This is a genomic window from Paenibacillus sp. GbtcB18 (assembly GCF_019091125.1).
GTDB lineage: Bacteria > Bacillota > Bacilli > Paenibacillales > NBRC-103111 > Paenibacillus_F > Paenibacillus_F chitinolyticus.
In genome coordinates this window covers 954,763-979,716 of the sequence record NZ_JAGXJX010000002.1, presented here as the reverse complement: position 1 = coordinate 979,716, position 24,954 = coordinate 954,763, and the positions used below count along the sequence as shown (strand labels likewise).

Below are 24,954 nucleotides of genomic sequence, written 5' to 3'. Positions count from 1 at the left end.
TTTTTTAGTGAGTAGTGTGGCGTTATCCCGCCTGATTTTATCCGAAATGAGACTTAGAAGCACGTATGGATAGAAATGTAAGCTTTTTCTTTAAATATAATGATTTTTTTTGCTGTTTAATATTGTTAACTCCTTCGGTATAGCCTAATATGAGTTTTAGGAATGGTTTACATAAGGGGGATGTCTCATGTCGAAGTACATGATTCATTTGTTTACATCGAATTATTTCCACCTGGACAAAAGCCTTCAGGAAAAAATATATAAAGAATTTCATGTGATGGTATATCCGACCATTTATTTCATCCTCCAGGATCACAATTTAGTCGAGGATATCATTCAGGAATCGTTTCTCCGTGCGATCGACAAGGCTCCTCAATTGAAGGAGACGGAGAAATATGAAGGCTGGCTCAAGAAGCTGACACGCAACGTGACGCTCAACTATTTGCAGAAGCATAAGCGCAACCGCAACGAGCTGGATTCGGAAATAACGCTGACGCTGAGGGAATCGGCCCCGGCATACGAGGCCGGCAGCACCCCGCTGGAGAAGGAAGTTGAGCTGAAGATCATGCAGGAAGCGATCAATCATTACGTGAACCAACTCAGTCCCGCTTACCGGCAGATTCTCGCCATGAAAGTGGTTCATAACATGTCTTACAAGGAAATGGCGGAAGAAATGAACGTGACGGAAGGCGTTATCCGGCAGCGTCTGTACCGTGCGCGCGAAGCGATCCGGCAAATGCTGCTGGAAGAATGGGATTTTCTCAGATAAGCGCCCCATGCAGGCCGGATAGGGCCGCTCAGGGTGGGCAGTGCGGTCAGGCTCCGCGGCTCATCCTTTTTTGCGTGCCCCGGTTTGTTCCCGGGAGCTTCCTCGCGTATAATGTAGACAAACAACAACGGTATACAGAAAAGAGGTTCTTCATGTACGACAATTTTGAACAGCTGCAAATCGCCCCCGTCTGGGCGGAAAAGTTGAAGGAACGGGGGATAGGCAGACCGACGGCCGTTCAGGCCGAGGCAATCCCGCTCATCCTCACGGGACGGGACGCTATTGTGCAGTCGCAAACGGGAACGGGCAAAACGCTGGCTTTTCTGCTTCCGGCTCTGCAGCGGATCGATGTGAACGCGAAGCGTGTGCAGGCGGCGATCATCGTGCCGACGCGCGAGCTCGGCATGCAGATTTTGCGCGTGGCGGAAGATCTGATCGGCGACGGTCCCATTAAGTGCCAAGCTCTGATCGGAGGAGCGGCCCTGGCCCGGCAGGTAGAGAAACTCAAAAAAGGCTCTCCACACCTCATTATAGGGACTCCCGGCCGCATTAACGAGCTGATTAAGGCCCGCAAGCTGAATGTGCATCATGTGTCCATGCTGGTCGTGGACGAAGTCGATCACGTATTGGAGCTGGGCTCCATGAAGGAAGTCTATTCGATCTTTAAAGCTCTTCAGCGCTCGTCGCAGTCGCTGTTCTTCTCGGCGACCATTCCCGCGGAGATCGGACAAGCGGCGGAAAGCCTGATGAATGATCCGGCCGAGATCCGGATTAACCCGGATCAGCGTACGGCGTCCACGCTGGAGCATCTCGCTTTTAACTGCGAAGCCCGCAATAAAATCGACACGCTCCGCCGGATCATCCGTCTGTATGAGCCCCCCAAGGCGATGGTGTTCGTCAATGCGACGGCCGACGTGTCCGAAGTCGTATCGAAGCTGCAGCACCTCGGATTGTCCGTGGAGGCCCTCTACGGCGAGGCGGGCAAGCAGCAGCGGGCGAACGTCATGCAATCGTTCCGCGAAGGCAAGTTCCAGCTGCTGTTGGCTACCGATGTCGCGGCCCGCGGGCTCGACATCGAGGAAGTGACGCATGTCATCAATCTCGACATGCCGCTTAACGCCGAGTACTACCTGCACCGTGCAGGGCGTACCGGAAGGATGGGACGCAGCGGAACCGTGATCTCGATCGTCGCTCCGAAGGAGCGGTTCATCATCGACAAGTTCCGCAAGTCTCTGCGCATCTCCATCGACGAGAAGGAGATGTACGAGGGCCGGGTGGTCGACGCCGGCCAAGGCCCGCGCAGCGGCTTCCGCGGCGCGCCGCGCCGGGATGACGCGGGCGCCGCAGCCCGCGTTTCGGGCACGGCCCGGAGCGCATCCGGCGGCGAAGCGGGAGCGCGCCGCGGCGGAGCCTCCGGCGCGGGCGGGGAGCGCCTCTCCACGGATCGTCGTGGAGACAGCGGACGCAGCGCCGCACCCGGGCGTGCCTCTGCGGCACGCGGGGATGCCGCGCCGCAGCCGGTCTCGCGCAAGGCCGCCCGCAAGCAGGAGACGGCCCAGGACCGCAAGAACAAAGGCGCGCCGAAATGGCTGAAAGCCAAAAGAGACGGAGACGGGAAATAACCGGAGCTGCAGCATTGCGTATAAGACTCCAAGCCGGTTCGGGTTGAACCGGCTTTTTCATTTGGAGAGCGCCGGGTAAATAGAAGGTACGCGTCATTACGGCAAGGAGGGAATAAACATGAAAATCATCCGGCGTATTATTGGGGTCCTGCTCGTTCTGGCCGTTGCGGCGGGGCTGGCGACCTGGGGGCTCTTAACGTATATCAAACCTCAGCAGCAGCTTGATCTGGCTTATACGGAACTTTCGCTGGAAAGCCAACTGGTGGATCTGATCCGAAGCAAGAAGCCCGAGGTCCGGCTGTCCAATGAAGAAATCAATCAGCTCGGCAAAAAAGCGATCGCCAAACACGCACGGGTATCGCCCGATATCACGATAACCGGAGCCGAGTTTAAACGAACCGGCGAGGATCTGACCGCAGATGTGAATCTGCTTTGGAAAAACACGGTGCCTGTCGGGGCGCAGATGACGTTTAAACTGGCCTGGACAGGCAAAGAGCTGACCGTAACGCATACGGGCACGCATATCCGGAGCTTCGAAGTGCCGCCGGGACTGGTATCCCTTGCGCCGGTTTCGATTTCGCTGGATTCGTATTTGCCTTCCATCGTGCATATCAAGGATGTCCGCTTTGATCCCGATTTTGTCGTGATCGGTCTCACTCTCCGGTAGAGTGGGACTTTTTTTCATCATTTTACCGGTTGCACTTGGAACGGACCCCCCTAAAAAGCCAAGACTCCAAGAATTGCTATAGTGTAAACCGTCATACTTCGCGAAGAGTTGCCGGTTCATCCAGCCCGGGCCGGGGCTGATTCCTACACGCATAAAGGAGAGTTTTTCGATGAAAAAACTTAACATGAAAAAAACCGTTCTATCTACGCTCGTACTCGCTATGGCAATGGGCGGAGGCACTGCCGCATTCGCTAACGGAAACGGCAAGGATAAGGACCATGATAAGGATAAAGACTGGAAAGAGGGCAAAAACGGAGGCGTACACGGTTCTTTCGATTTCCGGATTACGTTCGACGATCTGAAGGGTTCGGACGTGGAGTGGGCGTTGAAAAATATTGCAAGCCTTTCTTCGAAGCGTGTTTTTGAAGGCTATGAAGACGGTTCGTTCAAACCGAGGAATACGGTTACCCGTATTGAAGCCATTACGGCTGCCGTCCGCCTGATGGGCCTGCGCGACAAAGCGGAATCAAGCGAAGAGAAGCAGACGAAGCTGAACTTCAAGGATGCGAACAAAATTCCCGACTGGGCGGTAGGTTACGTGGCCGTGGCGCTTGAGAACGACCTGTTCGGCGAAAACGAGGACATGGTTCAGCCGTCCAAGCCTGCCGACCGTCTGTGGGCGACGGTCCTTCTCGTGAAAGCGATGAAGCTGGATGCCGAGGCTAAAGCGAAAATCAACACGCAGCTTTCGTTCAAGGACGCGAAGCAGATTCCGGCCGGTTCCGTCGGTTATGTGGCCGTTGCTATCGAGAAAGGCCTGATCGACGGATTCGAAGACAACTCGTTCCGTCCGAACATGCCGGTAACCCGCGCTCAGCTCGCCGCGCTGCTGGATCGTACGGACAGCCAGATGCCGGGACAGGACCAGACCACGGCCGTCGGCAAAGTGACGGGAACCGTAAGCGGAAATACGCTGGTGCTGGACCAGAACGGCACCCTGAAGACGTATGCGCTGCACCCGGAAGTGTTCGTTTACCGCAACGGCGCCAAAGTAAGCGCGTCCCAGCTTCAAAACGGGGATGTCGTCAGACTGCGCTCGTACAACAACACCGTTGTTTTTATCGAAGTAACGAAAAAAGCGGTTGAAGACCGTACGCTGCAGGTGAGCGGCTTGTTCGACTCCATGACGCTGAACAAAGATGGGCGTATCGCTACGGTTACCGTAACGAATCAGGTGTACGGAAGTGCGGACAAGGCAACGTACAAGGTAGCTTCCGACGTTGTGATTCAAGGCGATGTGAGCCGTCTGGTTAAGCCGACTCCGGTTGAGCTGAAAGGCAAAGATAAAGTCGTCGAGACTATTGTTATCAAGTAAGAATCGCGGCAAAAAAAGCCCGGAGCTTGGGGATTTCCCCAAACTCCGGGTTTTTCTATGAAGGTGCGGTTGCGGTGTGAAATCGTTTAAGCGATCAGCCGATTTTGCCGCGGGAAACGCCTTTCGGAAGGTGCGGGCCGAATGGGGCCACGAACGAGCGGGATCGGAACGAAGCGGGATGGGGCCACGGACGAAGCCGAATCGGGTCCGGCTGGTATGGCCTGCGGCGTGCCCGCTATGGCGGAGAGAAGCCGGGCTGCCGGTTGACCACCGTAATGCGGCGCCGCGCACCGCGCCGCGCTGGGAGTTACGCCCGCCTTGCTTTACTACTCGCCCTTCATGCCGAAGGCGCCGGCGATCAGGCGGTAAGAATGGAGGCGGGCGCCGAAATTGTGGATGGGCGAAACGATCAGCAGTTCATCTGCGCTGTAAGCTTCCGCAACCGCATGAAGCCGGCGCTTGACCTGCTCGGGATTGCCGACGATACGCCGTTCCCGGCGCTCTTTGATGCGGGCCAGGTCATACTCCGTGTACGGATAATTCAGCGCCGTATCCACGGACGGGAAGAACCCGAGCTCCAGGCCGCGTTCCAGGCGCAGGAAGTACAAGTCCGTACTCGAAGCGAGTTTGTTCGCTTCTTCTTCCGTATCCGCGCAGACGGCGAGAACGGCTGCCAGCGTACGAGGCTTGTCATTCAGCACGGAAGGCTGGAAGTGTTTCTTGTAGTGGCGCATGGCTTCCTCGCCGCCGGGGCTGCCGAAGAACTGGGCGAAGCCGAACGCGGCGCCCTGTTTGGCGGCAATGCGGGCGCTTTCGCCGCTGGAGCCGAGCAGCCATACCTCGGGCGCCGTCGGTATGGAAGGCGAAGCCTGCAGCGCGGCGAAGGGATGCTCCGGAGGCATCGTTTCGTGAAGGTAGCCGGCGATGTCGGCTACCTGATCCGGATAGCGGTCGATGCTGACGTATTTGTCCGCCTGCAGGGCGCGGGTCGCCAGCGGCATGCCGCCCGGCGCGCGGCCGAGCCCCAGGTCGATCCGCCCGGGGTGGAGCGCCTCCAGCAGGCGGAAGTTTTCCGCGACCTTGTAGGCGCTGTAATGCGGCAGCATAATGCCGCCGGAGCCCACGCGGATGCGGGAGGTTGCCGCCGCGAGATGGGCCAGGAGCACCTCGGGGCTCGAATGGGCCAGCGATTTCGAGGCGTGATGCTCGGACACCCAGTAGCGGGTGAAGCCGAGACGGTCCGCTTCCTGCGCGAGCCGGGTCGTTTCTTTAAGAGCGTCGGAGGCCGTACGGCCTTCGGCTATTTGCGATTGATCCAGAATCCCCAATTTCAACATAAGCTCACCTCTTGTGGGTAACTGTAACAAAAAAGATTTAACTGTAATCTTAACTGTAACAAATTTACGATCCAAGGTCAAAGTTCGGGCTTCCTCCGTTCCGGATACCCTCTGTCGTTCCACAAGGGGATGCCGCCAGGTTGAACCGCTATGCTGTCCAGGAGCACGGTCCGCCCGGGGCGGTCTCATGGAATGCCGGCAGCCCTCTGCTGTTCCAAGACGTCCCTCGCCCGAACGCCGAAAGACCCGCCGTTGTCTGCGGGTCTTTCTTATTAATCAGGCCGGGTTTCCGCTGCCGCCCCAAAGCTTTTCCTGCAGCAGGGACGGGGCCAGAGGCTTGCTGATCAGGTAGCCCTGAATGCAGTCGCAGTCCTGCTTTTTCAAGTAAGCGAGCTGCTCCTCCGTCTCGACGCCCTCCGCAACGACCGTCATGTTGAGGCCATGGGCCAGTTGGATGACCGTACGGACGATCCATTCGTCCCCCGTGCGTTCGTTCATATGCTGGATGAAGGATTTATCGATTTTGAGCCGGTCGAACGGATAGTGGTTCAAATAACTAAGAGAAGAATAGCCGACGCCAAAATCGTCCATGGCGATGTGAACGCCTAGCTCCTTGAGCTGCCTGAGCGTACGCATCGTTTTGATTTTATTGCGGAGCAGAAGACTCTCCGTAATTTCCAGCTCCAGCCACCGGGCTTCCAGTCCGGTTTCGTCCAATATGCGCCGGATCGCGGGGATCAGCTCGTCGTGTTCAAACTGGATGGAAGATAAGTTGACCGCCATTCTGACGGGCGGGAAGCCTTCGTTCTGCCACGCTTTGTTTTGCCCACAGGCTGTCCTCAGCACCCATTCGCCGATCGAAAGAATTTGCCGGCTTTCCTCCGCAAGCGGGATAAAATCTTCGGGAGATACGAGACCGAGCTCCGGGTTATTCCAGCGGACGAGAGCCTCGATGCCTTGGATTTGGCCCGTATCTAGCTGGAGCTGAGGCTGATAGACGAGATGGAATTCGCCGCGTTCCAGCGCCTTATGTAGATTTCTCTGCAAAATCAGTTTCTTTTCGATCGTTTCTTCCAGGTCCGAGGTGAACATGGAGTACAAGTTGCCGCCGAGCTCCTTGGCCCTGTACATGGCGGTGTCTGCGTTTTTCACGATCGTTTCCGAGTCGTATCCGTTGTCCGGGTACAGACTGATGCCGATGCTCGGCGTAATATAGATGTCTTTCCCCTGGAGGAAAAATCCCGTTTTTAGGGCGGAAAGGACCGTTTCGGCGACCAGAACGCAATCTTGCGCCCCCGCAATGTCCCGGACGATGATCGTAAATTCGTCGCCCCCCAGCCTGGATACCGTATGATCTTGCCCCAGACAGCTTTGCAGCCGTCCGGCCACTTGAACGAGCAGGGCGTCCCCGCTGATGTGTCCCATGGTGTCGTTAATATTTTTGAACTGATCGAGATCGAGAAAAAGCAGTCCGACTTTCCCTTTCGTTTCCCGTGCTACGGCAATGTCCTGAGTCAAGCGTTCGTTAAAATGAGCCCGGTTGGGAAGACCGGTGACGGAGTCGTAATAAGCCATCTTTTTGTAGCGCTTGTTGCTTTCCTCAATGATATCGATCTGCTTCAAATAACCCGAAACGAAATAATGGATGATCTTGACCGCGATGATCGTAAACACGATTTCCGAAATAAAAAGCTCGTAGCTGGGCTGCTTTAGCATCTTATAAAGCACGACCGAGGCGATCAGAATCCCGATTTGAATGCTGCGCGCTTCGTACATGACTTTGTCCGACGAGAAGGGCGCGCCCGTGACCGAACGCATGATGCCCGTCCTCAGCAGGAGATTCACGCCTTCGAACGCGAGGAAAACGCATACGATTTGGACGAAAAGAGGGGCCTCGGAGGTCAGAACGCCCATACCCCAGGCAGCCAGCATACTGACGCCGTACATGCCGAGCGTGGTGAAAAAGCGGAACCATCTGATTTTATAAAATGGCTTGGAATGCAGCGTAAAGAACGTCAGCGTGTTCAGGACAAGAAAGAAAGTGCTTGCAAAAAATCCCATTTCAAAAAGGGAGAGGATAAAACCGATCGTGACCCCGCTGAAGTAAGTGCCGTTAGGCATTTTAAGGGGCATCATTTCAAAAACGATGACCATTACGGCGATAGGCAGCAATATTTTCAGATCGTAAGCGTTCTGCGCGATAAAAGCCGATGCGGTGATCAGGGTGAGGATTCCGAAAGCCGACAGTAGGGAAGTAAACGGGTTATGGTCCTTCATTCTTCCTCCTCTTCACCGAATTTCCGAGCATAAACCGGATGAGTCCGGCTCCGATCCCCACATCGCCGATGCTGATTACTCTTCGTACAAGCGGAATCCAGTCGCCCATCCACCAGAAGGCGGACGCCTCCATAAGCTGATGGCGGGGTTCGTTTTCCGGCAGGGACCCGAGTCCCGCCCATGCCAGCGCCGTATCCGAGACGGGCATCAGTCCTCCGTGTATGACAAGAGCCGTCCAGTTCCAGAGAGCGCCCAGGAAAATAAGGGGGATGCCGGGAACTTTTCGATTGAGCCACAAAAACAGAAGCACAGCCAAAATGGCCGCTTCCGTCCAATAAGGGTATGTCCGGTTTGTCCGGGCCGATAGGATGAAAATCACGATTTGGGCGGCAAAGCTTCCGAGCAGGAGATAGGGCAGCCTGAAGTTCACTTTCTCTATCATGGAGAGCGGGTTCCGTCCCGAAAGAAGGGTAATGATGACAGCCAGAACGATGAAGTAGATCATATTAACCTCCAAATAAAAAAAAGAACCAGGCTCAGCCCAGTTCCTCTAAGTGGCTCACGGACCCCAAGGAAAGGCCAGTCCGGATGAGTAAACCAATGCTGCAACCGTGAGGATAGCAAAAGCCCAGCGTTTCATCTTCATCGCGTTTACCTCCAATCCTTTGAAAATAATAGGTACTAATTGCCATTATGTAATCTCATTATAGCTTCCGGGCTCTATTTGTACAAGGTGTCCTATTTCGACAAAAATGGACACATTTTGTGTCTGTTTTTTAACGGCGCGATCCGGGATATCGGTCTCTTGACGAACGCCGGACGCGTGGCTTATGGTGGAAGGAACCTTTATCTGGAACAGGATGAGAATGATGACCGTACTTGTGTGGCTTTTGCCTGCGGCAGCCTGCGCGTATCTCTTCTTGATCGTTCCCACCATGTGGCTTAAAGTGGAGCGCGTGAGGGTACCGGCCGGGCTTGGCATTAAGATTTTGCAGATCAGCGATATTCACGTCGAGAAGCTGAGGGTCCGTCCCGGCAGGCTTGCTCGGCTGATCGATGAGGAAAAGCCGGATTATATCGCGCTTACCGGAGACTTTACCCGCAGAAGCAAGTATTTGCCGAAAGTTGAAAAGATGCTGAAGGCGGTCGCTTCCCGCGGGATTCCGGCATTTGCCGTTCTCGGCAATCACGATCACCGCCTGGATCCGGCCGGGATGAGGAAGCTGACCGCGATTCTGGAGGAAGCGGGTGTTGTTCTGCTGAACAACCGGTCGGCCGATCTCGGCGCCTTCCAGTTCGTCGGCGTGGATGACTTCGGCACTGGGCACAGCCGGATCGGAAAAGCGTTCCGGCATACCGAGGCGCACAAGCCGGCCGTGGTGCTGACCCACGATCCGAACCTCGTCCTCCGTTTAAAGCACCCGTTTACTTACTTGATGGCGGGGCATTTTCACGGCATGCAGTTTCATATTCCGTTTCTGTTCCGTTTTATCCGGAAGGGGGAGCTTGCGGCGAGGGGCATTACCAAGGGCCTTCATGAAACCTCCTACGGACCGTATTACATTTCCAAAGGGATCGGCCAGGCGGGCCCTAACGCCCGGTTTATGATCCGCAGCGAAGTTACCGTCCATGAGCTGTGACGGAGGGAGGAGTGTCCGGCTGCCGGATGCGAACCCGCCATGCGGGCGGCAAATAGCGGGCACTGGAAGCAGCGCAGGCAGCACTCCTCGGATGGACACGGGCCGGGGCCGGGCTAGACAATAGACACACAACGGAGGTGCAACTCGTGCAGGAGAAAAGCAGCTGCAAAATCCGGCGTTCCGGTTTCGTGCGGGAGCTAGGCGGTCCGTCGGCCGTGCTGGAAGTCGAGGGTAGGACGGTACGTGTACCCGCCGGTAAAATCGCGGCCGGAACGGCCGCGGGGACGCAGGTGCAGTGGAATGGAACCTTGTGGGTTCCGTTCAAGTGACTCCGCGGCCTCGTGTACACTGCCGTGAACTCCACGCGGCTCCGATGACTTTCACGACCTGCGACACGCCAAGGGCTCTTCAAGGAATCGCTTGCGTGACTTCTACTAAAAAAATAAAAAAAGCCCGGCTGTAGCAGCCGGGCTTTTAGGTATGGAGCAAGGGAAGTTGCGCTTATTTCGCGGAAACCGTTTCAAGGTCGCGTACTCCCTGGTAGATCAGATCGAAAAGCTCCTCGATGTTTTCTTCGTCGATGCAGGAGAAGGCGACGCGAAGATCCGTTTCGCTGAGGGCGATCGTTCCGACGCCGTAAACTTCCAGCAGGCGCTGGCGGAGCGCTTCCGCATCGACGGTTTTCAGCTTCAGGCACATGAAGTAGCCGGAGTTGAACGGATAGTAATCCCAGGAATCTCCGTACTTGCCGCTATCCAGCAGAGCTTTCACTTTGTTTGCGCGGCCCTTCATGATTTCGAACTTCTCCTGCTTCTGAGCGTTGAATTCCGGAGAGTTCAAGGCGTGCAGGACAAACGTCTGCGAAGGATGCGAGCACGAGGAGATCGTGGCCCGGATAATCCCGAGCGTTTTCTGTTCCAGCGCGCTGAGCAGCGCTTCATTCTTGCCGGCGTAAGTGATAAAGCCTACGCGGAAGCCCCATACATACTCTTCTTTCGTAGCGCCGTCCACTTTAACCGCCAGTACGCGGTCGTGTAGATCGGCAAGCTGGCCGAAAAGAGATTCCTGCAGGGAATTCTCGAAGAACAGGGCGAAGTACGCATCGTCGGTAACTGCCACGACATTGATGCCCGCTTCCGCGGCTTCGCGGATTACGGCAACGATCTGGCGTCCTTCTTCCGCTCCCGGTGTATACCCCGTCGGGTTGTTCGGGAAGTTCAGAACGACGAACGCTTTGCCTTTGTCTTTCTGGGCAAGGAGCTGCTCGCGGAGTCCCGCGGAATTAAAAGTGTTGTCTTCGTTGTAAAGGGGATACGTAACGATTTCGGCGCCCCGGCGGATACCGAAGGTAAGCTCGTAGTTTTCCCAGTTTTTATCCGGAATAATGACGCGGTCCCCCGCTTCTACGAACAGGTCGGCCGCAATGCTCAGGCCGTGTGTAAGGGCGTTGGTCACGATCGGATTGCCGAACGTTTTGTTGCTTAAGGACGGATTCTCGTCCAGCATTTTTTTACGCCAGGCGGTGCGCAAACCGGGTTTGCCCGCAGGAGGCGCGTATTCGTAAAGATCTTTCGGATCATAGGCGGACAGCGTATCCTGAATGACCTTCAGGTGCATAGGCTGACCCTTCTCGATGGCAGTACCGATCGTGGCATTATATTTACCGGCTTTGGTTTTCGCCTCGGCCGATTGGCTCAAAATGCCGACTTTCGGGAAATAGATTTGCTTGCCCAACGACGATAACATCTCATACACATAGGCGTTTTCTTTTTCGATGGTTTCATTCAACTGCTTAGCAAGGGGGTTCATTCCGCTCCATCCTTCCGGGGTTATGGAAATTCATTTTAGCCATTATTATAGCACTTCTTACCGGAATGCGTCACTGCGTTACCTAAAAAAAACGGCTCCCGGTATCCGGAAGCCGTTCGAACCCGCAAGGACCGGTGATAAAGCTCCGGAAAAGCGTGCGGAAAGCGCGAGAAAAACGCCGAGTGTATTGCCGAAGGAATAAGAAACCCGGCGGAAAACAAGCGAATTTGCAGCTAGAGAATAAGGAAACACGGTGAGGAACGCTGTCAAATCCGGTACGTTAAGCTTCCATCCCCGCGTCGTACAGCAAAAGAATTTTGCGGATATGAGCGGCCAGCGATTCCCGCGGACAGACCAGATTCGTCTCATAGTATTCCATTTCGACAAGCTCGGGGTGCTCGAGTACACGCTCGAACTGGATTTCCCGGAACCCGATTCCCTGATTCGTTTCGCTCTCCAGGGCGGAGGCGACCGCTTGAAGGGCCGGGGGATCCAGGGCGTCTTCTTCCATATTCAAAATCATATAATGCCAGATATCATCGGCATCGCTATCGACGGGGCGGTGAATCTGGGCCAGATGCCGCAGCAGCTCTAGGTTGGCTTCCATGTTGTCCTCCTTTCCGGACGTTCCGCACATCGCCTTCTTCCTTAGCGGTGGGACGTACCCGGTGTACTTACGACAATGCGGGCAATTTAGTCCTGATCCGCGGAAAGCCGGCGGAACGACACCGTCTGGCGGTGATTGTACGGAAAATGGTCGATAATTTCCGTCAGATTGCCTTCGGCATCGGGGAGGACTCTTCCTTGAACTCCGATGATTTTTCCGTCGGGTCCGACCACTTCTTCTCTAAATGTGTATGCTTGAAGGCGGCCGCGATGGTCATTCTGCGATTGCAGCCGATTATGAAGAATCGCCTTGTTCAGCGCATCCTCCCCTAAACGATCGATCTCCGAATCGTTGTAATGCTTGGGATAAAACGTTTTGCCGTACGTCAGGGAAGTGAACGTTTCCCCGGTAAGCGGGTCCGTTCCCTGCCGTCTGATGACGGCTCTGCGGATTCCGTTCTCCGGCAGTTCCTCGGTTCTCACAACGGTGCAGCGGTCCCGGCGGACAGCGTCCAGAAAGCCGTTCCAGTTATGCAGCCCCATGATCGTCCACCCGCCTCCATAGCGGGTTCCGGCAGGCAAGTAAGCCTGCTTCCCTTGGTGGACGGTCTGCCGCGTGCGCGCCGTTGTGAAGCGGTGTCTGCGTTCCGGACCAGTTCCGGAACGCGCCGCGCCAGCCGCGCCGGCTGCATCGGGCGCATCGTCAGCGCCGCTGCCGGCGTCCGCCGCGTTTTCCGCGGCAGAGGGGGCTTCGGCGGATTGGGCCGCAGAAGGCTGTTGCTGCGCGCCGGAGGAAGCCGCGTCTTCGCTTGGCGCGGAAGGCTTCTTCCCGGCCCCAAGACCCGCGAGGGAGTCGAGGAGCCGCCGCAGGCCGGCGGCCGCCGCCATACGCGGAGTGAACGCGCCGAGCAGCGGCAAAATCTCTCCGGGCTGAAGCCGCCCGGCGTGTTTGCGGCGGGCTTTGAAGTCGCCCGCCAGCGTATCGCTTACAGCGCCCCACAGCGGGAAGAAGGAAGTGAAGAGAAAGGCGGTGCCGAGCAGGAGCACCCCTTTCGCCGCGGCACTCTGCCCGCTCCACCAGGCCGAGGTGGGGGCATACAGGCAGGAGACGCAGGCGCTGCCGGCAGGGCTTGATCCTGCGGCGGCTGCAAGTCCGCCGGTCCAGGCAGCGGCGCTCAGCAGAAGGAACCCCGCCGCAAGCAGGACAGGGACAGCCGTCTTATTCAGCATCTTCATTTCATCCTGGAGATTACCGAGGCTGCGCTTGGCGTCTTTTTTGCCGTACAGCAGGGTAAAGGCCAGGCGGCGCCGGATTCTGTAGAACCGAAGTAGGCTGACGTAACGTTTGGCGCCTTCCTGCAGCATGCTCAAAGAACGGTAAAGCTCGCGAAACGGTTCGATCAAGTTTTCGGAGCGGAACATGGTCAGTCCTTTCCGCATGCGGTTCAGGTCGGCATAGTCGTATGCAACCGCACCGATCAGCAGAACGATAAACAACGCCTTGGTATAAGCGCCGCCGCCCAGCGTCATGTGAAATCCGTTCAGCCAGGTCGCCTGTGTCCCGTTATGCACCGCGTGATCCGCGGCGACCCAGACAAGCAGAAAGACGGGGAGCGCGTAAGCGGCTTTCCCGATGACCCGGCGCAGGCGGATGGCGATACCGAGACCGAGGGCGCAGAGGGCGGTTGCCGCCGTGTGCCCGGCCCAGGGAGAGGCGAGGCCTTGCTCAAGGGACGGCAGGAAATGAAACAGGTTCCAGCTCATCTCGCTATCCGGCGAAACCGACGCGGATCCGGCCGGCTCCAGACTGGCATGCAGCCGCATCCAGTATTCCTCCAGGAACTGGAACCCGGCTCCGGTAGCGCCGCCGATCAGGGCGAAGTCGGCCAGACTAAGCGAGGTCGCTTTACGCGAGCCCCACAAGAACAGGAGCAGGGGAGCCAGCTTCATCAGCTCCTCCGTCAGCGGGGAAACGAGCGACGCATTCCAGACGGCGTAAACCGCCGGATCGAACGGCAGGAAGACCAGTTGAATAAACAACGTATTGAGCGGAGCTACGATCCAGGTGCCGATGATAAAAAAAGCGGCGTACGCGGACCAGCCGACGGTTTTGGAACGGCAGACGATCCATAACTGCCAGAGTACGTAAAAAGAGGCTAAAGCCTGCACAAGCAAAGTGCGGCTGTCTTTCATAAATGGCAGGGACAGGCATAAGAGGGCCAGGCCGAGCCAAGATAAAATCGAATAGAAGGCGAATAAACGCGGAGCCTGCGAGGCTCTTTTTTTCCATTGGGTACGAAACCGGTCGCGAGCGGTCCGGATGGTTAAACGCAAACCAGGCAAAATCATATCATTTTCCTTTCTGTGCGCCGATGGCGGACATCAAGCGTCCGTCCTGTTACCGGAGCTGCGGGTGGTGACGGGCAAAGAACCCGTGCTCCGCTTCGCTGCCGGAACAGCCCTCTTAAACAGGGCGGCGGCTTCTAATATGCCTGAACGAAACAGGCGTAACGGCTTATAGAGCTTCCTTTTAGAGAATCGGGAAATTCTTTAAGCTTGCATCCCTTTCATACAAAGTTCGTAGAGAGCGCCTGAAATGGGACTCGGGTATACGGCGCCGGAGCCGGGTAAAACGCCGTTGATTTTGAACACGTCTCTGTGAGATGGTAAGAAAGTAGAAACGATCAGGCGGCTTTTTATTTTCACCGGAATTCGGCGGAGGTTTATGTGAAGATTTTAATCCCTTTTAATCACTATGCACAACTATTTCCCCATAAAAATACCGCCCTCTACCGAGCGCTGCGGGAAAGTATAGTAGAAGGAAGACTGGAATCGGGCTCCAAACTCCCTTCCAGCCGGGAGCTCGCGGAGATATACGGAATCTCCCGGGGACTCGTTACGCAAGTGTATGAGATGCTGATGTCCGAAGGATACGTAGAAGGCAAACCGGGAAAAGGAACGTTCGTTGCCTACCGGAGCGATCAGGCGGCGGGAACCGACTCCTCTTCGGAAGAGCCGCTCCTTATGTCGGCGTGGGGGCGCCTTTTGATGGAAGCGGGAGGCGGCGCAGGCAGACGGGAAGAAGGGGGAACGGCAACGTCGGATACAGGAACTGCTGACCCAAACGCGGCCCTTGCAAGCCCGCGAGCGAGCCGTAGTGCGGTTCCCTGGTCCCCGGAACCGTATACACCCGCGGATCCGGGGGCCGTCGTCTTCGAGCTGTCCGGCACCGACAGCGCGGCCTTCCCGCGGCAGGCCTGGAACCGCTGCCTGCACGAGCAGGTGCGCAGCGCCGCCTTCCTTGAGGGTCCGCTGCGCGACCCTCAAGGCGACTATTCGCTGCGCTCGGCTATCGCGCTGCATCTGCGGCGCTCGCGAAGCATCGACGCGGACCCCGATTGCGTCGCAATCGTGAACGGGTCGATGCAGGCGATCGCGCTGACGATGCAGCTGCTGGTAAACCCGGGCGACGAGGTAGTCGTCGAATCGCCCGGTTACAGCGGGGCCGTGCGCGCTGCGGCCGCCGCAGGCGGGGTGCCCGTCGATGCGCCCGTCGACGGGCAGGGCATCATCCCGCAGCCATGGAATGCGCGGCTGCTGTTCGTCACCCCCGGACGGCAGTTTCCGACCGGGGCGGTTCTTCCGCTGAAGCGGAGGCAGGAGCTGCTCCGCTGGGCGAAGGAACGCGGCGCCGTCATCATCGAGGATGATTACGACACCGAGTTCCGCTACGCGGGCCGGCCCCTGGAGCCGCTTAAGGCGCTGGACCGGGAAGGCCGCGTCCTGTTCGTCGGCACGTTCTCGCGGACGATGTACGCGGGCCTGCGCCTCGGCTATGCGGTACTGCCGCCGTCTCTTGTCGAGCCTTTCCGGCGCGCCAAGCAGCACTACGAGCCTCTGACGACGGGGATGATGGAGCAGCGGGCCCTGGCAGCCTTTATGAACAGCGGCGCCTACGAGCGTCATCTGCGCAGGATGCAGCGGGTGTACGGGGAAAAAGCCGCCTTGCTGCGTTCGGGGCTGACGGCGCTGGATCCCGCTTTTGAATGGATGCCGAGCGAAGCGGGCCTCCATATTTTCGGCTGGTGGAAAGGCGGCGCGGAAGCGTATAGGCGATTTGCCGCCGAATGCGCCGAGCGGGGTGTCTTCTGGCGGGACGCCGGGCGGCATGTCCGCTGCGAAGAAAGGCCCGCGGCATGTTTTGGCTTCGGACATCTGTCCCGGGAGGAGATCGGCCGGGGCATCGCCGTGATGACGGAAGTCCTGACGGAAACTTTTTTGTAAGCATGCGGGAATCTCCAAAAGGTTTGTGCTATGATGTGAATGAAGGACGAGCCCGGTTTGACTCGCCGAGGCTTTTCCGTACTAGAAATACCGTAGGAGTGATTGGATATGGCCGGATTTACCGGAGGTACAAGTATTATTTTGCGGCTTGAGATGATGAAAGAACGCACGAATTTCGGGCAGATCGCGACTACAATCGGCGACGCCGGCGGCGATGTCGTGGCAATTGACGTCAACCGTTCAACGAAAACCGTTACCGTCCGGGACATCACCGTTAAAGTCAGCGACCAGAATCAGACGGATGCCATCGTGAAGGCTCTGAACGAGCTGGATGGCGTAAAAGTCATTAACGTGTCTGACCAGACGTTCCTGCTTCACTTGGGCGGTAAAATCGAAACGACGGCAAAAATACCGATCAAGAACCGTGATGATTTGTCCCGTGTGTACACACCGGGGGTGGCAAACGTTTGTATGGCCATTCATGAAGATCCTTCGAAAGCGTTCTCATTGACGATTAAACGCAACACCGTTGCCGTTGTATCGGACGGTACGGCAGTTCTGGGGCTGGGCGATATCGGTCCGGAAGCGGCCATGCCGGTTATGGAAGGTAAAGCGATGCTGTTCAAGCAGTTTGCCGGCGTAGATGCTTTCCCGATCTGCCTCAATACACAGGACCCTGAAGAAATCATATCGATCGTAAAAGCGATTTCCCCGGCTTTCGGCGGAATCAACTTGGAAGATATTTCGTCCCCGCGCTGTTTTGAAATCGAGAACCGGCTTATCGAAGAGCTGGATATTCCCGTTTTCCACGATGACCAGCACGGCACGGCGGTCGTTCTGCTTGCCGGCATGCTGAACGCGGTCAAGGTTGCGGGCAAGAAGCTTGAAGACTGCAAGGTTATCGTCTGCGGCATCGGAGCTGCCGGTATCGCATGCACCAAGATTCTGCTCGCGGCAGGCGTTAAGAACGTAATTGGAGTCGACCGTCAGGGCGCTCTGGTCCGCGGCGAATCGTATCCGTACGAATCGTGGCAGTGGTATGCGGAGAATACGAATCCGAATGAGGAAAAAGGACGTCTCTCCGACGTGATCGAGGGAGCCGATATTTTTGTCGGTCTGTCCGGACCGGGCGTGCTTAAGGTGGAGGACGTCAAGAAAATGGCGGCTGATCCGATCGTATTCGCTATGGCGAATCCGACACCGGAAATTTCGCCGGAAGAAGCGGAGCCTTACGTGCGTGTGATGGCGACGGGCCGTTCCGACTATCCGAACCAGATCAACAACGTCTTGTGTTTCCCGGGTCTGTTCCGGGGTCTTCTGGACTGCCGAGCTACGCGGGTCAACGAGCAGATGAAGCTGGCAGCCGCCAAAGCCATCGCGTCCGTCGTGTCGGAAGAAGAGCTCAACGAGCTTTACATTATACCGAGCGTATTCAACAAGCAGGTCGTGAAGAAGGTCCGCGAGGCTGTGATTGCGGCCGCTTACGAAACCGGCGTAGCCAGACGGAAAAGTGCGGATATCCGCAGTGACGAAGCCGCCCAGTCCGCAGACGGCGCGGGTATGCTATAATAAATTCCTGGTTACAGTTTAACTAGGAAAGCAGGCGATAACATGTTTCATACGGAAACTTACGGAGGAACCCGTGAAGAGCAGTACACCCTCGTCATTGCCCAGTTGAAGGCGCTGATTGAAGGGGAGCCAAGCCGGATTGCCAATCTGGCGAACGCTTCGGCTCTGCTCGGCCAGTTTCTCCAGGATATAAATTGGGTCGGTTTTTACCTGCTGGAAGGAGAGCAGTTGGTGCTCGGACCTTTCCAGGGGCTTCCGGCTTGCGTGCGCATCCCGCTCGGACGCGGAGTATGCGGTACCGCCGCACAGAAGCGCGAGACGCTGGTTGTGGAGGATGTGGAGCGGTTTCCCGGGCATATTGCCTGCGACGCGGCTTCCCGCTCGGAAATCGTCATACCGCTTGTTAAAGACGGCGAGCTGCTGGGCGTTCTGGATATCGACAGTCCGAACCTGGCCCGTTTTGACGAAACCGACCGCGTCATGCTGGAGCGTTTCGTAACGGAGCTGGCGGCCCGGCTGTAAACTCCCGATCGGGTATCTATGCACGACGTGAGTTTGTTTCATGTAATGGTTTTAGAAGCCCTCGTACCGGCCGGTGCGGGGGCTTTTTTAGCAGCCTCGCAGAACATTTTGTATTTTTGTATTTATTTTCCATGGTAAATTCGTTAGAGTAGAAGAGAGCACATTGACGCTTCTAGGCCGGAGAATAACATATAGAGGATAGAACTTTGCTTGTAAAAAGAAGCGCTCATTACCGAGGAGGAGAGCTTATGAAGACGATTGAAATACGAAATCCGCTGCTGCCTCTGCTGGCCGGGTCGGCATTCAGCGCTTTTATGTTTGCCACGCTGATGATACAAAACTGGGACCTGTCCGACTTTCTTAAGCCGCTGTCGGTTCTCGGCCTGCTTCTCGCGCTTTTTACCGCCGGATATGTCCTGTTCGATCTGATCGAATCCCGTCACGTTGAATTTGAAGGCCGGGTAACGGACTATAACAACGGCAGGTTATCGCTAAAGACGCGGGAGGGCAAGGTAAAGCGCTACAGGCTGCCGGCCAGGGAAATACCGCCGGGGGAAAGCGGAGAGCTTCTGGAGGCGGGAAATCAGGTGAAGGCTACCGTGACGAAAAGAACCGGTCAGCTGCTGACTTTGGAGGTCCTGTCCGGTTAAACGGGCGGACTTCCCGCAAGCGATAAACATCGCCGGAAGCAGAGTCCCGTTCCGGGGAATTCCGATTCCGAAATAGGAGAGACAAGCCGAATCGGGCCTTATTCGGGCTCTTGATCCGGCTCTTTTTTCGGCCTGTCGGCCAAATATAGAATCAGATAAAAAAATGTCATGACCAGAGCCAAAACGGCGCATGGCAAGCCTTTCGAAAACAACTTCTCAAATCGCTCCACGTTTCCCAGAGGACCGGTTTGCAGCAAGTAAACTTCCGGCATACCGCTGATAAATTGGACGGTGTATATGACCATCATTAGCAGGGATATGCCTCCATAGATCAAATAAATCGGTCTTGTCCGCATGTTGTTCACCCCTTCTTCTTCCTTTCATTCTACTGCTTCCGTGTCTATAAAGTTGCGATAAATGGCCGATTCATTGACAGGCTATGCCGTGACTCCTAAGATATGGGTACAATGAAATGCGCTTATGCGGGTATGAATTTAAGCTGCCCGACAAAGAAAGCCCCGGCGAACGGGGAGAAAGAGGGCAAGAAAACGCATGCTGACAATTACGGAAAGCAATCTGCGAGCCGATCGGGAACCGCTGCTTCATCCTTTTGGATTTAAAGGAGGACAATTAACGGAGCTGTGGCAGCCGATTGTTACGCTAACTAGTGAAAGCGGTCACAAAGGCACGGGAGTAGGCGTCCAAAGCCCATTGTGGTCGGACGCGAATCTGATGGCTTCTCTCGGTGAGCAGGGAGCCAACGAGCTGATGTACAAATTTGCGGAAGAGACCGTAAAGTCTCTGGAGGGAGCCTCCTTCGCGCATCCGATGGAACTGTTCGAACAATTGTATGCGCGGCCTTCGCAGTCCTGGTTCGCCCGTCAGGGACATCCGAATGTCCGGCCGACTTACGTTCTGAACGCGCTGGCGGCGGTCGATTTCGCGGCCTGGGTCCTTTACGCGCGGGAGCGGGAGATTTACCGCTTCTCGGATCTGCTGCCGGCCGGATACCGCAGCGTGGGCGAGCAGAAGACGGAGGCGGTTGCAGCCGTTCCCGCTATCGCGTACGGTACGGCCGACGAGGAAATCACCGGCTTGCTGGAGCAGGGCTGTACCGTGCTCAAAATCAAGCTGGGGTCCGGCGGCAGCGATATGATCGACTGGGACAGCAAGCGCCTGCGGCATATTCATGAGCTGACCCAAGCTTATTTGCAGACCTGCCCGGCACCGGCAGAGGTGTCTTACTATCTCGACCTGAACGGCCGTTACGCGGCAAAAGACGACCTCCTGCGGCTGCTGGAGGATGCGGACCGCAGCGGATCGCTTCCTTCTGTCATTCTGGTGGAAGAACCGTTCCTGGACGGACGCGAAATCTCCGTCGAGGATGTGCCGGCCCGCATTGCCGGGGATGAGAGCATCCAGTCCGAAAGCGATGCCCGCTACTACATGGATCTCGGCTACGGCGCTCTCGCTCTTAAACCGGCGGCGAAGTCGATGAGCCTGAGCCTGAAAGTGGCCGCTCTGGCCGCCGAGCGGGGAGTGCCGTGCTTCTGCGCCGACCTTACGGCCAATCCGATGCTGGTGGAGTGGACTCGCGTGCTGGCGGCTCACCTCCGTCCTCTACCCGGGATGGCTTACGGCCTGATCGAATCAAACGGCGGGCAAAACTACCGCGGTTGGGACAGGCTCGTCAGCTATCATCCGGCCGCGGAAGCGGGCTGGACCCGCACGCGCGGCGGGCTGTTCGAGCTAGACGAGGCTTTCTACGCGGAAAGCGGCGGCGTATTCCGGCCGAGTTCTTACTACGAGAACCGGTAGGTATCGCCGCGAACTGTTGCACCCGCGTCAGCGCCCTACGGCTTCAAGGCTGAGAATATCTTTCAGATAGCCCGGGAGGGCGTCGAGGTGGTTGCCGAGGAAAGCGTCGCTTTCCCTGCCGACCCGCTCGGCGGCGGGCACCATGGAAAGCTGAGCCGCGAACACCGTTTTGCGGGGATGGTCTTCGATGGCATGGAACAGCCCTCTGGAAACCGCTTCGATATAATCGTTCTTCTTGCCCTGCATGACGAGCTGGAACGTGTTTTCAAGAAGGACCGGCTCTACCTGAATCTCCTGGCCGGCTGCGGCTGCAAACTTGTGGAGCTGTTCCATCGTGCCTTCGACAGTCGACGGATTGGTGAAAACGAGAACCGAAGGCCGGTTAAGCTGCAAAATTTTGTGAAACAAAGGGTCGTCGATTTTAATAATCGGCACCGGGCAGGAGAAATGTTCAGGCAGATGAGCCGTAAAATACGTACAGGTAATCAAAATGGCATCCACATGACAACTGGCTAACCAGTCGAGTGTGGATTTTATTTTGTTCTGGGCCAGTTCTTCCGTAAAATCGCTGTCGTTCTTAATCCGGTCCAGACCGGGATCGACGAAATGCACCAGCTCGATGTCATAAGAGCCGAGGGCTTTCTCGATATGTTCGATATTGGAGTAGTGGGCATGATAGCAGCCAAGTTTTCTTTTCATCCGATAGACACCCCGTCCGAAGTTTTCTATGAAGTATAGCAAGGTTAACAATATTTGGCAATGGGAACACGGGGCCGAGCGGGTATAAAAATGTCTTCTCACCCTGAGCAGGAAGTCGGCTAACTGAATAACGAACGGAATAACTAGGAACCGGCGAACCGCATCAGCTCCCGGTTGAATTTGCCCATTTCACAGTAAAACAAGCCATGCCCGCTGTACGCGAACGGCACGAGTTCGGAGCTCTTGATGCCCGCTTGTGTCGCCTGGGCTAGCGGATAGGGACAGATCATGTCCTGTGCCCCCTGGAAAATCACTGTGGGCACCGAGATTTTGGGAAGATCGGGACGCAGATCTTCATCTCTCAATAGAGCCGCTCCCATGGCGGTCGCATGCCCGGAGGAAGACAGGGCGATCCCGTGAAACCAGTTTTGAAGCGGGGCCGACACATACCGGGCAAAAAAACGGCCGCCGAGATCTTCGAGCATTTTGGGGCGGTCGGTATAGGTTCCTTCTATGAGATGGTTCACCTCTTCGATTGAATTGCCGTACGGGAAGTCCGGACGTTTGGTAAATAGAGGAGCCGCCGGAGCGAACAGAGCCAGCTTGGAAACGCCAAACCCGCCGTGTCTGGCCATATACCGGATCGCAATGGCTCCTCCCATGGAAAATCCGCCAAGTATAATGCCTTCAAGCCTGAGCGTCTCGATGACACGGCGGATATCGTCCGCCATCCGGTCGTAGGAATAGCCTCCCCAAGGGCGGTCGGATTTGCCGAAGCCTCTCAAATCGACGCCGATACAGCGGTATCCGGCTTTGGGGAGCTGATCGAACTGGTACTCGAACATCGTGTGGTTAAGCGGCCAGCCGTGAATGAACAGAATCGTTTTGCCGCCGCCCCCGGGATTCAAATCCTCGACATAAAGGTTAACTCCCTGCTCTACGGGGATGTAGATGCCCATGCTGCGCCTCCTTTGGATGAAAAAATATAAACAAGGGCGGTGACCGGGGATGGATCGCATGAAAGAGAGCGCAAATCTTATGAACCAAGCACCGGCCGGTGTTAAAAAATATCCGCTTTTTCTAGTGTATGTGTGAAGGTTTGGACGATATTTCTTCCAGCCTGAGTGATTATGAAGAGAACGGACGTAGTACATATCGACAGAATAAAACGGATTTAGGGATGGGACATACGGGGGGCACTATATGGAAAAATCGGAGGAGTGGCTGGTACGCGGGATGTCCGAGCAGAATCCCGCCGCACTGGAAGCGATTATGGATTTATACGCTTCGAATATATACGGTCTGGTGCATCGTATCCTTCAAGGGGCGGTATCGCGCGAGGATATCGAGGAATGTGTCAGCGATGTTTTTGCCGCCGCCTGGAACAGGACCGCAGAATATGAACCGCGGCGGGGGAGTTATAAAACTTGGCTGCTTATTCTCGCTAAATACAAAGCGCTGGATTACCGCCGGCGGTTGAGACCGGAAAACCGGTCGGATAAAATGCTCGCGGAGACGGAACTCACGGCCGGAACGGATACCGAGCAGATCGTTCTTGACCGGGAAACGCAGGAGGAATTTTTAGCTTTGATCGACAGGTTGGAAGACAAAGACCGGATTATTTTTTACCGGCGATATTACTATTACGAGTCCGTGGAGGAGATTGCGGCTGCTGTGGGATTGACGGCCAAGGCGGTTGAAAATCGGTTGTACCGGGCCAGGAAAAAGCTCAAGGAGCGGATGAAAACAATTCGGACGGAGGGGATTTCATGAACAAACGCGAAGAGCGGGAATGGTTCGGGCTACTGGATGAAATAACGGTCGACTTGGCGGAAAATCATATCCCTGACTTGGATACGGCGGAATTTTCATTGGAGAAAGACCCCGACAGGCTGGCGGCAATTAAGCGGCGGACTTTTGAGAAAATAGCGGGGATATCCCCCGGCGCAAAGATAAAGACCGCAGGTTGCCCTTCATCCGGCGGAGAGCTTGCGCCAACTGTTTCTCCGGTCGGACGAACAGGGACAAACCGACCGAAGCACCTGCGCAGATATGCTCTCCTGGCCGCGTTAGCGGCTTTGCTGCTTACCGGCGGGGTGCTTGCGGGCGCTCAGCCGGAAGTGGCCGCCCAAATGCGGCGTGTGCTTCAATACCTGCCCGGCTTTGCCGGAATTGCCGATTCGGAGAAAACGGAGCAGCGGGTGGAGTACGTGCAGCCTCTGCCGACTACTCACAAAATCGGAAAAGGGCAGCTTGAAGTCAGAGGGCTGTCCATCGGTGAGAAAAACTCGACCGTTACGCTGGTCGGCACCGGTTTGCCCCGGGCTTCGGAGGTGACCCTGCGGAACGGCCTGGGTGAGAAGTACGTTTTCCGCCGGGCTGCGCTGACGGGGGCGGAAGGAGGATGGACCGGGTTTTACAGCTATGAAGGCCGAATTGAGGTTGCCGGCAATACGACCCTGATTGCGGAGGGGCAGGAACTCCCCTTGAAGCTTGTCGCTCCCCGGGAAGTGGAGCAAGTAGCGGATCTCGGTCCTACGGCCGAGCATAGCGGGATCCGGTTGACCGCGGTGAACGCAGCGGTGGATGAAGGGAAGATGAAACTGACGATTCTTCCTCAACTGCCGAGTGAAGTGAAAATCAATTCGTACGGGTTTAATTCTTTTTATAAGGAGATTCCACCCGCCAAGCTCTTTAATTCCGGCACGGGTGAAGAAATTCCCTACACGCAGGACGAAACGTTCCCTAATTCGAGTGAAATTTACTGGAAGCGAGGCAAGGAGACGGAGGGGGGAGCCAAGCTGGTCATCCCTGCGCTTGTTCTGACGAGAAGTTATGACCAGCCGGCCGTAATCCGTCTCCCTGTCCCTGAGAGGGGCAGTGCGGAAGTTAACCGGACGTTCAATCTGTTTGGTTTTCCGGTCAGTGTGAGCCGGGTGGAGAGAATTCTCAAGGGAGCGAAAATTGACGGAGATGGCGAAGCCGGGGAAGACAGCATCCGCATCTGGTTCGAACTTCATGGCGATGAGCAGGCGGCCGAGACCTTGTACGAATTTCCCCCAAGTCTGTTAAATGGCGGAGCGGTCTGGCACCGTAACGAGCAAACTAACAGACTGGAATGGATGCTTCTGTCGGTTCAGCGGGGGCAGAAGGAGTACGAGTTGAAGGTGTCGTCCCTTCATACGCGGGTAAAAGGCCCGTGGGAATTTCCGGTGGATCAACCTTAGCCGTGGCCGTCGCTGCAGTCCGGTTAAGGAGTATGAAGCGTCGACTGAAAAATAACCGCTTATAAGGCAGTTGCGGATACGAC

Annotated in this window: 23 protein-coding genes; 14 read left to right on the top strand and 9 right to left on the bottom strand. The window is 56.2% G+C overall.

Annotated elements, in window-relative coordinates:
* Positions 1-187 precede the first annotated feature (187 nt).
* The 5 genes from KVT34_RS09735 (at position 188) to KVT34_RS32365 (ending at position 4,700) form a co-directional block, all read left to right on the top strand.
* Entirely contained in the window at positions 188-769 is a 582-nt protein-coding gene (locus tag KVT34_RS09735; RefSeq protein WP_217558373.1) for an RNA polymerase sigma factor, read from the top strand.
* A 152-nt stretch (positions 770-921) separates the two neighbouring features.
* Complete coding sequence (locus KVT34_RS09730) at positions 922-2,391, top strand: DEAD/DEAH box helicase (RefSeq protein ID WP_217558372.1); 1,470 nt, start codon at positions 922-924, stop codon at positions 2,389-2,391.
* Positions 2,392-2,509: 118 nt separating this feature from the next.
* Positions 2,510-3,058 (top strand): hypothetical protein, encoded by a 549-nt coding sequence (locus KVT34_RS09725; RefSeq protein ID WP_217558371.1) that lies wholly within the window; start codon positions 2,510-2,512, stop codon positions 3,056-3,058.
* Between the two features lie 169 nt (positions 3,059-3,227).
* The gene (locus KVT34_RS09720) at positions 3,228-4,433 is read left to right on the top strand and encodes an S-layer homology domain-containing protein (protein WP_217558370.1); all 1,206 of its coding nucleotides are present in this window, start codon (positions 3,228-3,230) and stop codon (positions 4,431-4,433) included.
* Between the two features lie 141 nt (positions 4,434-4,574).
* The gene (locus KVT34_RS32365; protein ID WP_302695141.1) at positions 4,575-4,700 is read left to right on the top strand and encodes a hypothetical protein; all 126 of its coding nucleotides are present in this window, start codon (positions 4,575-4,577) and stop codon (positions 4,698-4,700) included.
* Between the two features lie 59 nt (positions 4,701-4,759).
* Here KVT34_RS32365 and KVT34_RS09715 read toward each other — a convergent pair whose 3' ends face one another.
* The 3 genes from KVT34_RS09715 to KVT34_RS09705 form a co-directional block, all read right to left on the bottom strand.
* The gene (locus KVT34_RS09715; RefSeq protein ID WP_217558369.1) at positions 4,760-5,770 is read right to left on the bottom strand and encodes an LLM class flavin-dependent oxidoreductase; all 1,011 of its coding nucleotides are present in this window, start codon (positions 5,768-5,770) and stop codon (positions 4,760-4,762) included.
* A 276-nt stretch (positions 5,771-6,046) separates the two neighbouring features.
* Complete coding sequence (locus tag KVT34_RS09710) at positions 6,047-8,047, bottom strand: putative bifunctional diguanylate cyclase/phosphodiesterase (protein ID WP_217558368.1); 2,001 nt, start codon at positions 8,045-8,047, stop codon at positions 6,047-6,049.
* Positions 8,034-8,552, bottom strand: a complete 519-nt coding sequence (locus KVT34_RS09705; RefSeq protein ID WP_217558366.1) for a DUF5317 domain-containing protein — start codon at positions 8,550-8,552, stop codon at positions 8,034-8,036. Before KVT34_RS09705 ends, KVT34_RS09710 begins: the two co-directional genes overlap by 14 nt.
* 325 nt (positions 8,553-8,877) lie before the next feature.
* Between KVT34_RS09705 and KVT34_RS09700 the strand changes: the two genes are divergently transcribed.
* Both KVT34_RS09700 and KVT34_RS09695 read left to right on the top strand, forming a co-directional pair.
* Positions 8,878-9,687, top strand: coding sequence for a metallophosphoesterase (locus KVT34_RS09700; RefSeq protein ID WP_254634665.1), 810 nt, complete (start codon positions 8,878-8,880; stop codon positions 9,685-9,687).
* Positions 9,688-9,833: 146 nt separating this feature from the next.
* Positions 9,834-10,016, top strand: coding sequence for a hypothetical protein (locus KVT34_RS09695; protein WP_217558365.1), 183 nt, complete (start codon positions 9,834-9,836; stop codon positions 10,014-10,016).
* Between the two features lie 172 nt (positions 10,017-10,188).
* Here KVT34_RS09695 and KVT34_RS09690 read toward each other — a convergent pair whose 3' ends face one another.
* The 3 genes from KVT34_RS09690 to KVT34_RS09680 form a co-directional block, all read right to left on the bottom strand.
* On the bottom strand, positions 10,189-11,496 hold the full coding sequence (locus KVT34_RS09690) for an aminotransferase class I/II-fold pyridoxal phosphate-dependent enzyme (RefSeq protein ID WP_042233370.1): 1,308 nt from the start codon (positions 11,494-11,496) through the stop codon (positions 10,189-10,191).
* 280 nt (positions 11,497-11,776) lie between these two features.
* Positions 11,777-12,103, bottom strand: a complete 327-nt coding sequence (locus tag KVT34_RS09685; protein ID WP_217558364.1) for a hypothetical protein — start codon at positions 12,101-12,103, stop codon at positions 11,777-11,779.
* A gap of 86 nt (positions 12,104-12,189) precedes the next feature.
* Complete coding sequence (locus KVT34_RS09680) at positions 12,190-14,451, bottom strand: PrsW family glutamic-type intramembrane protease (protein WP_217558363.1); 2,262 nt, start codon at positions 14,449-14,451, stop codon at positions 12,190-12,192.
* A 378-nt stretch (positions 14,452-14,829) separates the two neighbouring features.
* On the opposite strand from KVT34_RS09680, the gene KVT34_RS09675 reads away from it, so the two are divergent.
* The 4 genes from KVT34_RS09675 (at position 14,830) to KVT34_RS09660 (ending at position 19,127) form a co-directional block, all read left to right on the top strand.
* Positions 14,830-16,386 carry an aminotransferase-like domain-containing protein gene (locus tag KVT34_RS09675; RefSeq protein WP_217558362.1) on the top strand — a complete coding sequence of 519 codons (1,557 nt, stop codon included), beginning with the start codon at positions 14,830-14,832 and terminating at the stop codon, positions 16,384-16,386.
* A gap of 108 nt (positions 16,387-16,494) precedes the next feature.
* A complete protein-coding gene (locus tag KVT34_RS09670) occupies positions 16,495-17,955 on the top strand; it encodes an NAD-dependent malic enzyme (protein WP_217558361.1) in 1,461 nt (486 codons plus the stop codon).
* Between the two features lie 42 nt (positions 17,956-17,997).
* Complete coding sequence (locus KVT34_RS09665) at positions 17,998-18,477, top strand: GAF domain-containing protein (RefSeq protein WP_217558360.1); 480 nt, start codon at positions 17,998-18,000, stop codon at positions 18,475-18,477.
* Between the two features lie 248 nt (positions 18,478-18,725).
* Positions 18,726-19,127 (top strand): hypothetical protein, encoded by a 402-nt coding sequence (locus KVT34_RS09660; RefSeq protein ID WP_217558359.1) that lies wholly within the window; start codon positions 18,726-18,728, stop codon positions 19,125-19,127.
* A 98-nt stretch (positions 19,128-19,225) separates the two neighbouring features.
* Here KVT34_RS09660 and KVT34_RS09655 read toward each other — a convergent pair whose 3' ends face one another.
* Complete coding sequence (locus KVT34_RS09655; RefSeq protein WP_254634664.1) at positions 19,226-19,483, bottom strand: hypothetical protein; 258 nt, start codon at positions 19,481-19,483, stop codon at positions 19,226-19,228.
* 196 nt (positions 19,484-19,679) lie between these two features.
* On the opposite strand from KVT34_RS09655, the gene KVT34_RS09650 reads away from it, so the two are divergent.
* Complete coding sequence (locus KVT34_RS09650) at positions 19,680-20,945, top strand: enolase C-terminal domain-like protein (protein ID WP_217558356.1); 1,266 nt, start codon at positions 19,680-19,682, stop codon at positions 20,943-20,945.
* A gap of 27 nt (positions 20,946-20,972) precedes the next feature.
* On the opposite strand, the gene KVT34_RS09645 is transcribed toward KVT34_RS09650, so the two are convergent.
* Together KVT34_RS09645 and KVT34_RS09640 are read right to left on the bottom strand one after the other, a co-directional pair.
* Positions 20,973-21,644 (bottom strand): hypothetical protein, encoded by a 672-nt coding sequence (locus KVT34_RS09645; protein ID WP_217558355.1) that lies wholly within the window; start codon positions 21,642-21,644, stop codon positions 20,973-20,975.
* A gap of 143 nt (positions 21,645-21,787) precedes the next feature.
* Positions 21,788-22,603: an alpha/beta fold hydrolase gene (locus KVT34_RS09640; RefSeq protein ID WP_217558354.1), complete on the bottom strand. Its 816-nt coding sequence runs from the start codon at positions 22,601-22,603 to the stop codon at positions 21,788-21,790.
* A gap of 244 nt (positions 22,604-22,847) precedes the next feature.
* On the opposite strand from KVT34_RS09640, the gene KVT34_RS09635 reads away from it, so the two are divergent.
* Both KVT34_RS09635 and KVT34_RS09630 read left to right on the top strand, forming a co-directional pair.
* Positions 22,848-23,417, top strand: coding sequence for a sigma-70 family RNA polymerase sigma factor (locus tag KVT34_RS09635; RefSeq protein WP_217558353.1), 570 nt, complete (start codon positions 22,848-22,850; stop codon positions 23,415-23,417).
* Positions 23,414-24,871, top strand: coding sequence for a Tat pathway signal protein (locus KVT34_RS09630; RefSeq protein WP_217558352.1), 1,458 nt, complete (start codon positions 23,414-23,416; stop codon positions 24,869-24,871). The genes KVT34_RS09635 and KVT34_RS09630 overlap by 4 nt, the downstream gene beginning before the upstream one ends.
* Positions 24,872-24,954: the final 83 nt, after the last annotated feature.

What these genes read in the sequence shown, in the direction of transcription:
- KVT34_RS09730 (WP_217558372.1), top strand. Translation starts at nt 922, where the DNA reads ATGTACGACAATTTTGAACAGCTGCAAATCGCCCCCGTCTGGGCGGAA.
- KVT34_RS09655 (WP_254634664.1), bottom strand. Translation starts at nt 19,483, where the DNA reads ATGCGGACAAGACCGATTTATTTGATCTATGGAGGCATATCCCTGCTA.
- KVT34_RS09660 (WP_217558359.1), top strand. Translation starts at nt 18,726, where the DNA reads ATGAAGACGATTGAAATACGAAATCCGCTGCTGCCTCTGCTGGCCGGG.
- KVT34_RS09635 (WP_217558353.1), top strand. Translation starts at nt 22,848, where the DNA reads ATGGAAAAATCGGAGGAGTGGCTGGTACGCGGGATGTCCGAGCAGAAT.
- KVT34_RS09640 (WP_217558354.1), bottom strand. Translation starts at nt 22,603, where the DNA reads ATGGGCATCTACATCCCCGTAGAGCAGGGAGTTAACCTTTATGTCGAG.
- KVT34_RS09630 (WP_217558352.1), top strand. Translation starts at nt 23,414, where the DNA reads ATGAACAAACGCGAAGAGCGGGAATGGTTCGGGCTACTGGATGAAATA.
- KVT34_RS09735 (WP_217558373.1), top strand. Translation starts at nt 188, where the DNA reads ATGTCGAAGTACATGATTCATTTGTTTACATCGAATTATTTCCACCTG.
- KVT34_RS09725 (WP_217558371.1), top strand. Translation starts at nt 2,510, where the DNA reads ATGAAAATCATCCGGCGTATTATTGGGGTCCTGCTCGTTCTGGCCGTT.
- KVT34_RS09705 (WP_217558366.1), bottom strand. Translation starts at nt 8,552, where the DNA reads ATGATCTACTTCATCGTTCTGGCTGTCATCATTACCCTTCTTTCGGGA.
- KVT34_RS09720 (WP_217558370.1), top strand. Translation starts at nt 3,228, where the DNA reads ATGAAAAAACTTAACATGAAAAAAACCGTTCTATCTACGCTCGTACTC.
- KVT34_RS09680 (WP_217558363.1), bottom strand. Translation starts at nt 14,451, where the DNA reads ATGATTTTGCCTGGTTTGCGTTTAACCATCCGGACCGCTCGCGACCGG.
- KVT34_RS09650 (WP_217558356.1), top strand. Translation starts at nt 19,680, where the DNA reads ATGCTGACAATTACGGAAAGCAATCTGCGAGCCGATCGGGAACCGCTG.
- KVT34_RS09690 (WP_042233370.1), bottom strand. Translation starts at nt 11,496, where the DNA reads ATGAACCCCCTTGCTAAGCAGTTGAATGAAACCATCGAAAAAGAAAAC.
- KVT34_RS09710 (WP_217558368.1), bottom strand. Translation starts at nt 8,047, where the DNA reads ATGAAGGACCATAACCCGTTTACTTCCCTACTGTCGGCTTTCGGAATC.
- KVT34_RS09645 (WP_217558355.1), bottom strand. Translation starts at nt 21,644, where the DNA reads ATGAAAAGAAAACTTGGCTGCTATCATGCCCACTACTCCAATATCGAA.
- KVT34_RS32365 (WP_302695141.1), top strand. Translation starts at nt 4,575, where the DNA reads ATGGGGCCACGAACGAGCGGGATCGGAACGAAGCGGGATGGGGCCACG.
- KVT34_RS09700 (WP_254634665.1), top strand. Translation starts at nt 8,878, where the DNA reads ATGGTGGAAGGAACCTTTATCTGGAACAGGATGAGAATGATGACCGTA.
- KVT34_RS09685 (WP_217558364.1), bottom strand. Translation starts at nt 12,103, where the DNA reads ATGGAAGCCAACCTAGAGCTGCTGCGGCATCTGGCCCAGATTCACCGC.
- KVT34_RS09670 (WP_217558361.1), top strand. Translation starts at nt 16,495, where the DNA reads ATGGCCGGATTTACCGGAGGTACAAGTATTATTTTGCGGCTTGAGATG.
- KVT34_RS09715 (WP_217558369.1), bottom strand. Translation starts at nt 5,770, where the DNA reads ATGTTGAAATTGGGGATTCTGGATCAATCGCAAATAGCCGAAGGCCGT.
- KVT34_RS09665 (WP_217558360.1), top strand. Translation starts at nt 17,998, where the DNA reads ATGTTTCATACGGAAACTTACGGAGGAACCCGTGAAGAGCAGTACACC.